Origin of the sequence: Streptomyces sp. NPDC047028 (assembly GCF_040644095.1) — a bacterium.
Lineage (GTDB): Bacteria > Actinomycetota > Actinomycetes > Streptomycetales > Streptomycetaceae > Streptomyces.
The window spans coordinates 43,846-56,812 of sequence record NZ_JBEYVS010000025.1; the positions used below are offsets into that span (position 1 = coordinate 43,846).

General features: G+C 74.8%; 12 protein-coding genes. 7 read left to right on the forward strand and 5 right to left on the reverse strand.

Translation table 11 applies throughout. From position 1 onward, the window contains the following. Positions 1-15: 15 nt before the first annotated feature. The 3 genes from ABZ854_RS22265 to ABZ854_RS22275 are packed head-to-tail and all read left to right on the forward strand — an operon-like array spanning position 16 to position 1,876. Positions 16-1,023, forward strand: coding sequence for an iron-containing redox enzyme family protein (locus ABZ854_RS22265; RefSeq protein ID WP_361213598.1), 1,008 nt, complete (start codon positions 16-18; stop codon positions 1,021-1,023). 21 nt (positions 1,024-1,044) lie between these two features. Next, positions 1,045-1,698: a HemK2/MTQ2 family protein methyltransferase gene (locus ABZ854_RS22270; RefSeq protein WP_361213601.1), complete on the forward strand. Its 654-nt coding sequence runs from the start codon at positions 1,045-1,047 to the stop codon at positions 1,696-1,698. Further along, positions 1,679-1,876, forward strand: a complete 198-nt coding sequence (locus ABZ854_RS22275; protein ID WP_361213604.1) for a CDGSH iron-sulfur domain-containing protein — start codon at positions 1,679-1,681, stop codon at positions 1,874-1,876. Before ABZ854_RS22270 ends, ABZ854_RS22275 begins: the two co-directional genes overlap by 20 nt. Before the next feature lie 228 nt (positions 1,877-2,104). Here the strand turns inward: ABZ854_RS22275 and ABZ854_RS22280 are convergent, their stop codons facing one another. After that, a complete protein-coding gene (locus tag ABZ854_RS22280) occupies positions 2,105-2,536 on the reverse strand; it encodes a protease inhibitor (protein ID WP_361213608.1) in 432 nt (143 codons plus the stop codon). Between the two features lie 437 nt (positions 2,537-2,973). Between ABZ854_RS22280 and ABZ854_RS22285 the strand changes: the two genes are divergently transcribed. Together ABZ854_RS22285 and ABZ854_RS22290 are read left to right on the forward strand one after the other, a co-directional pair. Then, complete coding sequence (locus ABZ854_RS22285; RefSeq protein WP_361213611.1) at positions 2,974-4,143, forward strand: lactate 2-monooxygenase; 1,170 nt, start codon at positions 2,974-2,976, stop codon at positions 4,141-4,143. Further along, a complete protein-coding gene (locus ABZ854_RS22290; protein ID WP_361213614.1) occupies positions 4,140-5,117 on the forward strand; it encodes an NAD(P)-dependent oxidoreductase in 978 nt (325 codons plus the stop codon). The genes ABZ854_RS22285 and ABZ854_RS22290 overlap by 4 nt, the downstream gene beginning before the upstream one ends. On the opposite strand, the gene ABZ854_RS22295 is transcribed toward ABZ854_RS22290, so the two are convergent. The 3 genes from ABZ854_RS22295 to ABZ854_RS22305 form a co-directional block, all read right to left on the reverse strand. Continuing rightward, the gene (locus ABZ854_RS22295; protein WP_361213617.1) at positions 5,114-6,763 is read right to left on the reverse strand and encodes an RICIN domain-containing protein; all 1,650 of its coding nucleotides are present in this window, start codon (positions 6,761-6,763) and stop codon (positions 5,114-5,116) included. The two genes, ABZ854_RS22290 and ABZ854_RS22295, sit on opposite strands and share 4 nt — an antisense overlap. A gap of 497 nt (positions 6,764-7,260) precedes the next feature. Next, positions 7,261-7,638, reverse strand: a complete 378-nt coding sequence (locus ABZ854_RS22300) for a toxin Doc (protein WP_361213620.1) — start codon at positions 7,636-7,638, stop codon at positions 7,261-7,263. Positions 7,639-7,641: 3 nt separating this feature from the next. Further along, on the reverse strand, positions 7,642-7,881 hold the full coding sequence (locus tag ABZ854_RS22305; RefSeq protein ID WP_129305200.1) for a hypothetical protein: 240 nt from the start codon (positions 7,879-7,881) through the stop codon (positions 7,642-7,644). Positions 7,882-8,135: 254 nt separating this feature from the next. Between ABZ854_RS22305 and ABZ854_RS22310 the strand changes: the two genes are divergently transcribed. Continuing rightward, the gene (locus ABZ854_RS22310) at positions 8,136-10,571 is read left to right on the forward strand and encodes a SpoIIE family protein phosphatase (protein WP_361213623.1); all 2,436 of its coding nucleotides are present in this window, start codon (positions 8,136-8,138) and stop codon (positions 10,569-10,571) included. A 223-nt stretch (positions 10,572-10,794) separates the two neighbouring features. Here ABZ854_RS22310 and ABZ854_RS22315 read toward each other — a convergent pair whose 3' ends face one another. After that, positions 10,795-11,343, reverse strand: coding sequence for an RNA polymerase sigma factor (locus tag ABZ854_RS22315; protein WP_361213626.1), 549 nt, complete (start codon positions 11,341-11,343; stop codon positions 10,795-10,797). Between the two features lie 47 nt (positions 11,344-11,390). On the opposite strand from ABZ854_RS22315, the gene ABZ854_RS22320 reads away from it, so the two are divergent. Beyond that, entirely contained in the window at positions 11,391-12,887 is a 1,497-nt protein-coding gene (locus ABZ854_RS22320) for a serine/threonine-protein kinase (RefSeq protein ID WP_361213628.1), read from the forward strand. The last annotated feature ends 80 nt before the right edge of the window (positions 12,888-12,967 follow it).

The window sequence follows — 12,967 nt, forward strand, 5'->3', positions numbered from 1 at the left end:
GGGTACCCGGTCCCCATGAACCAGCACGAACCCCGGCTGCCCGGCACGCGGGGACCACTCTCCGCCGCGGTCATCGCCCACCTGACCGGCACCGGCCCGCTGCCCCGTCCCTGCGACGCCGACACGGCCGACCCCTACGGCGACGACCTCCAGCTCGCCCTGTACGTGTGCTACGAACTGCACTACCGGGGCTTCGCGGGCGTCGACCCCGGACACGAGTGGGACCCGGAGCTGCTGCGCGTGCGGGCGGCGCTGGAGCGGCGGTTCCTGTCCGCGCTGCGCGCCGACACCCCGGGGCATGACAGCCTCGACGAGGCCCTCGGCGCACTCCTGGTCGAGCCGGTCGAGGGCAGCGGCGTCACGCACCACCTGCGCGACGAGGGCGAGTTGTGGCAGCTGCGCGAGTACGCCGCCCAGCGCTCCCTGTACCACCTGAAGGAGGCCGACCCGCACGCGTGGGTGCTGCCCCGGCTGTGGGGACGGGCCAAGGCGGCGATGGCGGCCGTGGAGTTCGACGAGTTCGGCGGCGGCCGGGCCGAGCGGGTCCACGCCCGCCTCTTCGCCGACCTGATGACGGACCTGGGCCTGGAGACGGCGTACGGCCGCTACCTGGACGCGGGCGGGGCCGAGATGCTCGCCGTCGTCAACCTGATGTCGCTGTTCGGGCTGCACCGGGAGCTGCGCGGCGCCCTGGTCGGTCACTTCGCCGACGTCGAGATCACCTCCTCCCCCGGCTCTCGCCGGCTCGCCGAGGCCATGCGCCGCACGGGCGCCGGGCCGGCCGCCGAGTTCTTCTACGACGAGCACGTCGAGGCCGACGCGGTGCACGAGCAGGTCGTACGCCACGACGTGATCGGCGGCCTGCTGGACGAGGAACCGGGGCTGTCGGCCGACATCGCCTTCGGGATCGACGCGACGGAGTACCTGGAGGACCGGCTGGCCCGGCGGCTGCTCACCGACTGGCGCGCGGGTCGCTCCGCGCTACGAGTTCCGCTTGATCCCACTATGTCTCATACATCCTGATCGGCCGGGTACTCGGACGACATGATCGCTCTGGTGCTTCCCGGGGTGTACGCCCCGCAGGACGACACCGCACTCCTCACCGAGGCCCTCCATGCGGAGGCGCCGCCACCCGGTGCGCGGGTGCTGGACGTGGGCACCGGAAGCGGTGCCCTGGCGCTGGCGGCCGCCCGGCGCGGTGCCGAGGTGACCGCGGTGGACGTGTCGTGGACGGCGGTGTGGACGGCTCGGCTGAACGCCTGGCTGACCCGGCAGCCGGTGCGGATCCGGCGCGGCAACCTGTTCCACCCGGTGCGGGGACGGACGTACGACCTGATCCTCGCCAATCCGCCCTACGTGCCGGCGCCCGGCGCCGCACGCCCCCCGCACGGCCGGGCGCGGGCCTGGGACGCGGGTCACGACGGGCGGCTGCTGCTGGACCGGATCTGCCGGGACGCGCCAGGTCTGCTGAGGGCCGGCGGTGTGCTGCTGATCGTGCACTCGGCGCTGAGCGGCACCGAGCGGACCCTGCACGCGCTGCGGGCGGCGGGCCTGCTGACCACGGTGGTCCGGCGGCGCCGCATCGCCTTCGGGCCGGTGCTGCGGTCCCGGGCGGGCCGGCTGCGCCGCAGCGGTCTGCTGCCGGCGGCCGACGAGACGGAGGAGCTGGTGGTCATCCGTGCCGAACGACCCTGCTGAGCGACCGCGCCGGATCACCGTGCAGCGTTGTGGCCCGCTGCTGGTGGAGGGGCCGGTGGAGGTGGAGCTGGAGGACGGCACCGTCGTCTCCTCCGACCGCTTCCGGGTGGCCCTGTGCACCTGCCGGCGCAGCCGCCGCTATCCCTGGTGCGACACGAGTCACCGGCGCAGGACATGAAAGGGCCCGCCCGGCCATCGCGGCCGGACGGGCACCGACGTGCTGCCACCGCTCCCCGGGTGGACCCCCACAGTCCACCGCGGGGAGGGGCGGCGTGCCCGGTGACCGGAGGGCGGCCCCACTCCGCCCAGTCGGTCCCGGTGCGAGATCGCAGGTCCCCGCCCGAAGAGCCGCACTCCCCAGTTGCAGGCCTGATCCGGTGATACGGGGTACCGGCGATCCCGGTCTCTAGAACGCGAAGAGGCTGCCGACGGCATCCTTCGCGCAGGCGTTGCCGAACGTGCGCTCGTAGGAGACGCGCTTGCCCTGCCACACGCCCTCGACCGTGACGACGACCGGGTCCCACAGCTTGGTGCACATCACACCGTCCTGGGCCTTCAGCGCGTCGAAGTCACCGCCGACACCGCGCAGTTCGGCGCAGGCCTGAACCGCGGCCGGATGCGTTCCCGAGGCCGTCGGGGCACAGGTCAGGGTGACGGCGCGCTCCGGGGTGGCCGTGGCCGCCTGGTCGCCGTGGCCGGTGGTGAGCACCAGCGCCGAGGGGGCGTAGAGCGACGCCGGCGCGGCGTGCGGCGCGGCGACGGCGGCCCCGGTCAGGGGTCCGCAGACGGCGGCGGCCGAGAGGCCGAGGGTCGCTGCCCAGCGCGCGGTGGTCCGCATTGTGTGCATCCTTCCGCTTGGAACTTCGAGGGTGCCGCCCGGACCGGTCGGGTGCCGGAGCGGCGAGCGCCACTCTGCCGAGTCCGCCGGGGAAACACACATCGACCCCATGGCTTTCAGTAACCTTGCGTATTGAATCAGTGGCGCGAAGTTACGGAAACTGAGCGTGTAACCCCCATAACTGAGCGGTTCTTGATCGCGAGAAACGGCCAGATGGCCGAAAACCACCGCTTTCCCAAACGGCCGGAAACATTCCGTCCCGACCTTTCACCAACCCCTCACCAAACCCCTGCGGTCACGAGGCGTACATCCCGTCGTCACCGCCGCGACAGGAAAACGGGTCCGGGACCCGCGGCGTCATCCGTTGCTACCGGCCAGTATCGTCTGGCTGCACGTGCCGGCGGCGCGTACTCGGCGAGGAGAGGCGGGACGGACGGATGGCGAAGCACTGGGCCGACTTCCAGTACGAGATCTACCTGAACGGGATGACGGGCGCCGTACCCCGGCTGCCCACCGATCTGACCCGGCTGGAGGAGCTGGCCGAACACCGGCTCGGACCGGGCCCGGTGGGGTACGTGGCGGGCTGCGCGGGCGACGGCAGCACCGCGCGCGCCAACCGGGAGGCCCTGGCCCGGCGCCGCATCGTGCCCCGCATGCTCCGGGACGTGCACGAGCGCGACCTGTCGGTCGAGGTGCTGGGCCGCGCCCTGCCGGCGCCGCTGGCCCTGGCCCCCGTCGGGGTGCTGTCGATCATGCACCCGGACGCCGAGTGCGCCGCCGCCCGGGCCGCCGCCGCGCAAGGCGTGCCGTACATCCTGTCCTCGGCGTCCAGCACCCCGCTGGAGGAGGTCGCCGAGGCCATGGGCGACGCCGAGCGCTGGTTCCAGCTGTACTGGGGCAAGGACCGCGAGGTGACGCGCAGCTTCCTCGGACGGGCACGGGCGGCCGGGTACTCGGTGCTGGTCGTCACGCTGGACACCCCGCTGCTGTCCTGGCGGCCCCGCGACCTGGACCAGGCGTACCTGCCGTTCCTGCACGGGGTGGGCACCGCCAACTACTTCACCGACCCGGCGTTCCGGGCCGGGCTGGCCAAACCGGTCCACGAGGACCCGAACGCGGCGGTGCTGCACTTCCTCGGCCTGTTCGGGGACGCGAGCCACACCTGGCCGGACCTGGCGTTCCTGCGGGAGCACTGGGACGGGCCGATCGTCCTCAAGGGCGTCCTGCACCCGGACGACGCCCGGCTCGCCGCCGACGCCGGGATGGACGGCGTGGTGGTGTCCAACCACGGCGGCCGGCAGGTGGCCGGTTCCGTCGCGGCAGTCGACGCGCTGCCGGGGATCGCGGATGCCGTCGGCGACCGGCTCGCCGTGCTGTTCGACAGCGGGGTGCGCACCGGCGACGACGTCTTCAAGGCCCTCGCCCTGGGCGCGCGGGCGGTGCTGCTGGGCCGGCCGTACGTCTACGGGCTCGGCCTGGACGGGCAGGCGGGCGTGGAGCACGTCGTGCGCTGCGTGCTGGCCGAACTGGATCTCACCCTGGCCCTGTCCGGCCACTCCTCCCCCGCCGGCGTCGGGCGGGCCGACCTCGCCGAGGAGTCCGCGTGAGCGCCCCGAAGAACGTCCTCGCCGTGGTGCCGCCGCATGTCGGCGGCCGCGCCACGGGCGCCGCACTGGCCGGGCTGTTCCCCGCTGACGCCCCTGTCACCGTCGTCGAGTCCGCCGGCGAGGACCCGGACGCGCTACGCGCCGCCCGGGTGATCCTCACCGCGCTCGCCCCGGTCACCGCCGAACACCTCGCGCAGGCAACCGGGCTGGAGTTGGTGCAGTGCGCCAGCCACGGCTTCGACTACGTCGACACGGACGCGGCCCGCGCCCGGGGGATCCCGGTGTGCACGATCGGGTCCAGCGGCGCCGAGGCCCAGAACGTGGCCGAGCAGACCTTCGCGCTCATGCTGGCCCTCGCCAAGCAGGTGCTGCCCGCCCATCAGGCGCTGGCCGCGGGCGAGTGGGCGCTGCCCCGGCTCCAGCCGAGCCTGACCGAACTGTCCGGCAAGACGCTCGGCATCGTGGGGCTCGGCCAGATCGGCCGCCAAGTGGCCCGGCGGGCCGCCGCGTTCGACATGACCATCCTCTACGCCGGACGCCACCGGCTGCCCGAGGAGGCCGAACAGGCGCTGGGCGGGGCCCGGTTCGTACCGCTGGAGGAACTGCTCGCCTCCTCGGACTACGTCACCCTGCACGCGCCGCTCACCGAGGACACCCGGCACCTGCTGGACGCCGGGCGGCTGGCGCTGCTCCGGCCGACGGCGTTCGTCGTCAACACGGCCCGGGGCGCCCTGATCGACCAGGACGCCCTCGCGGACGCGCTGGAGAAGGGCGCCCTGGCCGGAGCGGGCCTCGACGTCTTCGACCCGGAGCCGCCCGCGCCGGACAGCAGGCTGCTGCGGGCCCCGAACGTGGTCCTCTCCCCCCATGTCGGGGGCGTCACCCGGGAGACCGTGATCCGCATCGCGCTGGCCGCGGTCCAGAACGTCCTCGGCTTCCTGGCCGGCACCGCACCCCAGGACGTGGTCGACTAGCCCTGGATGACTGCGTGTTCGGCGGAACGTGCGGGCGGTCCGGCGCTGCCGGCGACGGACAGGGAGCCGGGGCTCGCCGTGGGGCGGTCGGTCCGCCAGCGCTGGCCGGGAGAGTGGTCGCGCACCTTGACGACGATGTCCGCGCCCGCCTGCCCGCCGGCCGGGGCGAGGGCGAGGGTCGTGTCCCAGCGGGGCAGCAACTCGCCCCGCCCGGTGAGCTCGTAGCGCACGTCACCGCCGCGCTTCGTCCTCGCCCCGGCGCAGGTGCCGAGGATGACCACGCCGGCGTCGGCGTGCGAGTCCAGGCACAGGCCGGGGCCGGCCGCGCTGCGCAGCAGCCCGTCGCCGCCGTACGTCCACTGCTGGGTCCCGGCGCTGGAGCACACCGCGAGGACGGCGCTCGCGCCCGGCGTCGGCCTGCCCTTGACGTCCAGGCAGAGGCCCGTGCCCACATCGCGCAGCCGGGTCGGCCGGTCGGCGTGAGGCAGGCCGGCCGCGCCCGGAGCGGTGGCGGAGGCCGACGGAGAACCGGCACCGGGGCCGGTGGCGTCGTGGGAGCCGTCGCCGCCGTCGGGCCAGAGGCTGACGGCGAGGACGACGGCGAGCAGCGCGGCCGAGGCGACGCCGACGCCGGTGAGCAAAGCCCTGGACGACCAGCCGACGCCGGGCTCCCCGCGTCCGGGCCGGGCGAGCGGACCGGGCCCGCCCTCGCCCCGGCGGCGTCCGGGGAACGCGGGGAGCCGGGTCAGCGGTCCGGGTCTGCCACGCCGGCCTCCGCCGGAGCGCCGGGACGTGCCCCGGGCCGGGCCGGGGCGGCGGCCGGGGCGCGAGTCGAGGTAGCGGCGGGCGCCCCAGCCGAGGATCGCCTCGGCGAGGAGCACACCCGGATCGGCCTCGACATGGCCGAGTTGCTCGGCCGCGTGCCGGCAGTAGGAGCACTCGGCGAGATGCCGCTCGACGTCCGGCAGCAGGGCACCGCCGCGCCGGATCGGGATGTCGAGCAGCCGGTTGTAGTGGCGGCAGTCCATGCTCGGCGCGAGTTCCCGGTGCGCTTGGACACAGCCCTCGCGGAAGGCGTCGCGGGCCTGCGCGAGTGCCTCGGCCGCGACGTCGGCGGCCATGCCGAGCAGTCCGGCCGGCACGTGTGCCGGCTCAGCCTCGACCTCGGTGTGCCACAACAGCGCCTGGGCGAGCCGGGGAAGACCGGTGAAGGAGCGTTCGACGAGGAGCCGGTTCTCCGGTATCAGCGACTTCGCGTTGCGCATGCCGCGCCCGCCGGCGGGTTTGCCGAGGCCGGGCAGGACGGCGGCTATGTGTCCGGTGCCGGACCAGTTCAGGACGGTGTCCCGGACGGCCACCAGCAGGCGGGGCCGCAGCGCCTCGGCGGGTTCGCCGAGCGCGACCCGGCCGAGGACCTGGTGGAAGGCGGCGGCGGTCACCATGTGGGCGAGGGGACCGGGGGCGGCCAGGCAGATGACGGCGTAGTCGTGGACGGGCCGCCAGTGCCGGGCCATCAGCAGCGCGACGGACCGGGAGGCCTCGGCGTCGGAACCGGCCCGCAGCGGTGCGGCGAGGGACTCGTCGGACTCGGCCGGATCGCCGCCGGGCGGCGGGAACGGAGGGCGAGGGGGGTGGGGGGTGAACACGGAGCGGGTTCCTTCGATGCGTTCTGCTCAGCGGTGGTGCGGAGGCGTACCTGCGTACCTCCGGACGGTGGCGGGGGCGGGGACGCACCGGCTGCTGCCGGTCCTGCTCCTCAACTGCCCGATGAGCCCCGGCCGTTACCCTCCGCACCGGTGCCGCCACCCTTGCACAATTTCCACACAGGCAACAAGGCGCCCGTACGACATCACCGGTGTTGAAGGAAAGTCAGGCGACACGCCCGTGGCCTGGTTGAACAATGCACCTTCCGAGTGCGTCCTCCGGGCGTCCGCGCGCCCCGTGTGAAGGGCGCGCACGCACCGCCCGGCCGCGCACGCTCCCGGTGTCCGGGGGCCGGGAGTGGACTGGGGTCCGGCCCTTCTCGGAGGCCTCGCGCGGAACGGCGGCTCTCCCGCGCGACACGGCCGCCGGCCCCGTTCCTCCCGCCCTCGGCCGGCGGCCCCGGGGGGCCGCTTCCCTGCCGGCCCCGGGGCCTGATCAGTCAGATCTGCCAGGAGCGGAGCCGGTCGGCCGCGCCGTAGACGTCTGTCTTGCCGGACATCAGGTCGCGGGCGAGGTCGACGAGGGCGCCGTAGGGCGGATCGATGCCGACGCCGCTGACGAACATGTAGGCCACCGCGGTCGCGCAGGCGAAGCGAGCGTTCGCCGAGGGCAGCGGCTTGAGCAGGGCGAGGGTGTGCAGGAGGGCGGCGGCGCGCCAGGCCGGGTCGGAGTCCACGCCGAGCCGGGGCGGGTCGACGCGGTGCCGGGCGACGGCGGCGACCAGCGCGGAGAAGTCGTCGACCGTCGGCTGGTCGGGCAGGACCTCCTCGTGGCGCTGGAGCAGCCAGGGGACGTCGATGTGGAGGACGGGCGGCATCACTCAGGCGGCCTCGCCCTTGGCGGGGGCCTCGTCGTCCGGGAACGCGGCCGCGAACTCCGCGGCGTGTGCGGCGAAGAAGCGCCGGAATTCCTCGGCGCCCTCCTGCAGGGCCCGGTGCCGGGCGATGTCGGCCGCGGCCGCCTCGCGCACGAGGGCCTTCATCGACGTCCCGCGCTCCTTGGCGATCTGCCTCAGGTCCTCTAGCTCGCGGTCGCTGAACTCCACGTTGAGAGCTGGCATGGCCTCACGGTACCGCCGAGGGTATTTACGCGTAAATACCTCCAGGTCAGGGCCCTGTGGCGGCGGTACCTGCCGACGCCCGGCAGCGACGCCGGGAGGGCCCGGCCCGCGGATCGGCCGGAAACGGCCCTTGACCGGGCCCGGCCGGCCGGAGTCCGCGCCGGGGGTCGCGGTCCGCTCGAGCACGCGACGCACTAGGCTGGAACACAAGTGGTGCACCTGTTCACTGTGCGTGTGCGCTTGGGAGTGGCGAGATGAGCCGGGTCTATCCGTTCGACGATGGGGCGACGGCCCGGGCTGTCATCGGCGACGACGGCACGCTGGTGGAGTGGAACGAGGGCGCGCGGCGGCTGCTCGGCCACCCGGCCGCCGACGTCGTGGGCCGCCCCGCCGCCGATCTGCTCGCCGGGAGCGATCCGCCCGCCCCGCCCGGCACGCCGCGCTGGGAGGGAACGCTCGCTCTGCGCCACCGGGACGGCCGTACCGTCCCGGTCTGGCTGCTCGCGCACCACCGGGCGCCGCGCGACGGCCGGCCCGGGGACTGGCTCGTGGTCACCCCGCTCACCGGCGGGGAGACGGCAGCGCCGGACGACCCGGGCGACCCCCTCACCCGGGCGAGCCTGATCCAGGCGCCCTGTGCCGTCGCCGTGTACGACGAGCGGCTGCGGCTGCGCCGGATGAACGACGCCATGGCCGAGATCATCGGGCTGCCCGAGGAGCGGCTGCGGGGCCTCAGGCTCGCGGAGATCGGCGGCAAGCCGCAGAGCGACGAGCTGGAGCAGGGCATGCTCCGGGTGCTGTCCACCGGCGCTCCGCTGGACGTGCAGACGCTGCTGCGCACGGGCGCCCGGGACGAGGTCCGCGCCTGGCTGGCCCGGATGGCGCCGGTGACCGACGGCGCGGGCCGGGTGCGGGGCGTGTGCCTGGCCGCGCACGACGTCACCGAGAACCACCGGACCCGGCAGCGGCTGCAGCTGGTGAACGAGGCGAGCGTGCGCATCGGCTCGACCCTCGACGTCACCCGGACGGCACAGGAGCTGGCGGACGTGTGCGTTCCCGCACTCGCCGACTTCGTCAGCATCGATCTGCTGGACCCGCGGGAGCCGGGCTGGGAGCCTCCCGCGCACATCACGGCACCGGTGTCGCTGCGCCGCGCCGCACACCAGTCGGTCCTCCCCGGCATTCCGGAGGCGGTGACCGCGCAGGGGCAGGTCAGCGTGTACCCCGCCGCCTCCCCGCAGGCCGACTCGCTGATCGCCGGCCGCACCATCCGCGCCTCGGACAGGGCGGAGGCCACGGAGGCCACGGAGGTCACGAAGGCCAGGGACGACTGGCTGCGTTCGGACCCGGTGCGGTCCGGGCGGGCGCAGGACTTCGGCTTCCACTCGGCGATGTCGGTGCCCATCCAGGCCCGCGGCCTCACCCTCGGGGTCGCGCTGCTGGCCCGGCACCGGCGCCCGGAGCCGTTCACCGCGGACGACGCCCTGCTCGCGGAGGAGATCACCGCCCGGGCCGCCGTGTGCATCGACAACGCCCGCCGCTACTCCCGCGAACGCGAGACCGCGCTCGCCCTGCAGCGCAGCCTGCTGCCCCGCACCCTGCCGCGCACCGCCGCCCTGGAGGCCTCCTCCCGCTATCTGCCGGCGGCCCGCGCCGGGGTGGGCGGCGACTGGTTCGACGTGATCCCGCTGTCCGGGATGCGCGTCGCCATGGTCGTCGGGGACGTCGTCGGGCACGGCGTGCAGGCGTCGGCCACCATGGGCCGGCTGCGCACCGCCGTGCGCACCCTCGCCGACATCGACCTGGCCCCGGACGAGCTGCTCACGCACCTCGACGACCTGGTGATCCGGCTGTCGGAGGAAGCCGGTGGCGACGGCAGCACGGGCGAGGTCGGCGCCACCTGCCTGTACGCCGTGTACGACCCCGTCTCCCGGCGCTGCACCCTCGCCCGGGCCGGTCATCCGCCGCCCGTGCTGCTCCCCCCGGGCGGCGGCGGTGCCCGGCAGCTGGACCTGCCGGCCGGGCCGCCGCTGGGGCTCGGCGGGCTGCCGTTCGAGTCCACCGAGGTCGAACTGCCCGAGGGCACCGTCCTCGCGCTCTACACGGACGGCCTGGTGCAGCACCGGGACCGGGCGGGCGACGCCGGCCACCCGCTGCTGCACGAGGCGCTCGGGACGTACACCGGATCCCTCGACGAGACCTGCGACAGCATCCTGCACGCGCTGCTGCCGCAGGGCGGTGCCGGCGACGACGTGGCACTGCTGCTGGCCCGCACCCAGGGGCTGCCCGCGTCCCAGGTCGCGACCTGGGACATCCCGGCCGACCCGGCGCTGGTCGCGCCGATCCGCAAGCAGGTCGTCGACCAGCTGGACCGCTGGTCGCTGAGCGCGGCCGGGTTCACCGCGGAGCTGGTGGTGAGCGAACTGGTGACCAACGCGATCCGGTACGGCTCCCACCCGATCCGGCTGCGGCTCATCCATGACGCGACCACGCTGATCTGCGAGGTCTCCGACACCAGCCACACCGCGCCGCACCTCAGGCGCGCGAAGACCTGGGACGAGGGTGGCCGCGGACTCTTGCTGGTCGCCCAGCTCACCCAGCGCTGGGGCAGCAGGCACACCGCCGACGGCAAGACGATCTGGGCGGAACTGGGCGTGCTGGACGAGGACGAGGGCCTGGGCCTGGGCTGAGGCCCTCGGCACGGGGATGGACGAAGGCCTCAGGAGGCGGCCTGAGGCCGGACACCGGGCGGTCGAGGCCAGGACACGGGTTGAGCCGGGCACCGGGCCGGATGCGGGCTCAGGCCGGCACTGGCCCGCACGAGGGCCTCAGAACGCGGGCCGAGGCTGGGCACCGGGCCGGACGAGGACCCCAGACGCGGGCCGAGGCCGGACACCGGGCCGCACGAGAGCCTCAGGACGCGGTGAGCCAGGGGCGGACCTGTTTGCGTGCCTCGTGCAGGCGGGACTTCAGGGTGCCGAGCGGGATGCCGACGCGTTCGGCGACCTCGGCGTAGTCCAGCTGGCAGATGTCCCGGTAGACCAGCGGCGCCACCAGGTGCGGGTGCTCGCGCTCCAGCCGTTCCAGGGCCTCCAGCAGGTCGACGCGGGAGCCGGCGATGACGCTGGTGGTGCGCGGGTCGACGGACAGGGACGGCTCGATGACGGCGGGCTGTTCGGCGGCGCGCCGCTTCAGCTCGCGGTACTTCTGCCGGGCGCAGTTGGCGACCACCGTGTAGAGCCAGGTGCTGAAGCGGCTGCGGCCCTCGAAGGCGGAGATGTGCCGGGCCACCTGGAGCAGCACGTCCTGGGCGGCCTCCTCCGCGTCCTCCCGGCAGGGCAGGAACCGCCCGCAGCGGCGCACGGCCTCCGGCCGGATCTCGGTCAGCAGCCGGTCCAGCGCGGCTCGGTCACCGCCGGCGGCGCGCCGGGCGAGGTCTTCGGTCAGTGCCGGGTCCTGCACGTGAGGGTCCCCCTGGAAGTCGATCTCAGGCCAGGCATGATAGTCGTATGCACTCCCTGGAGCGGATCGGCCGCTACCGTCTCGAACGGCGCCTGGGCAGCGGGGCCTTCGCCACGGTGTGGCTCGCCCACGACGAGGAGCTGGACGCTCCGGTGGCGGTGAAGGTCCTTGCCGAGAACTGGGCGCACCGGCTCGACGTACGGGAGCGGTTCCTGTCCGAGGCGCGGCTGCTGCGCCGGGCCGGCTCCAGCCGGGTGGTGCAGGTCTACGACATCGGGGAACTCCCGGACTCACGGCCGTACTTCGTGATGGAGTACGCCGACGGCGGCACCCTCGCCGATCTGCTCGCCGAGGGCCCGCTGCCGGTGCCGGCGGCGCTGCGGCTGACGGCGCTGGCCGCGCGCAGCGCCGCCGCCCTGCACGAGGCGGGCATCGTGCACCGGGACATCAAGCCGACCAACGTGCTGCTGCACACCGCGCCGGACGGTGACCGGCGGGTGCTGCTGGCGGATCTGGGGCTGGCCAAGAGCCTCGCGCAGGCCTCGGTGCTGACGCTCGCTGCCGGCAGCGCGGGCTACCAGCCGCCGGAGCAGGCCGAGCCCGGGGAGGGCATCGACGAGCGCGCCGACGTGTACAGCCTGGGCGCGGTCGGCTACGAGCTGGTCACCGGCAGCGTGCCGGGACAGCCCGGCCGGGTGGTGCCGCCGGGGCGGCTGCGGCCGGAACTGGGCGAGGCGGCCGAGCGGGCGCTGATGCGCGCGCTGGAGCCGGACCGGCGGCGGCGCTGGCCGGGCGCGCAGGTCTTCGCGGACGAGCTGGACCGGCTGGCGGCGGCCCCGGACGACCCGCCCGCGCCCCACTCCCCCGCCGACCCGGCCGCGGCACACTCCCCTGCCGACCCGGTCACGGCCCTCGCCCCGGCCGCACCGCCCTCCGTCCCTGTCCGGGCCAAGCGGCTCGACCGTGTCCGGGGCCGGCTCAACGCGGTCACCCTGTCCCTGGCCGCGCTGCTCGCCGCCGCGGTCGCCGCCGCCGGGGTGACGCTGCTGCTCCACCGGCCGGGCTCGGCCGGGCGGACGAGGGTCGCGGACTCCACCGGCCGGGTGAGCGTGGAGGTGCCCGCGGACTGGGCACGGCAACTGCGCGACTCCGGCTGGGACCCGGCCGCGCTGGGTCTGGCGGCGGGGCACGAGCCGGGGCTTGGGGTCGCCGACGACCTGACCGCCTGGCCGGATCTGACGGCGCCGGTCGACGGCGTGTTCGTGGGCCTCAGCGAGCACGGCGACGTCACGGCCCGGGTGGACGCCCTCACCCACTCCGGCTGCCGCTACGCGGGCAGCCACACGTTCGCCGACGCCGACTGGCGCGGCCCCGTCCGGGTCTGGACGGGCTGCCCCGACGGCGGCACGGTCACCGAGTCCGCGCTGCGCCCGGCGGACGGCTCCGCGCAGCCGCAGGTGTACGTCCAGGTCCGGCGCCGGGGTGACAACTCGGCGTCCGACGGCGTACTCCGTTCGCTGCGGGTCTCGCCCCAGGGGTCGTAGGGACGGTCAAGGCGGGGAAAAGAACCCGGCACGTTCCGAACTTTTCCGGCGGTCCACGCATCGGAGTGTGATGACGGCGC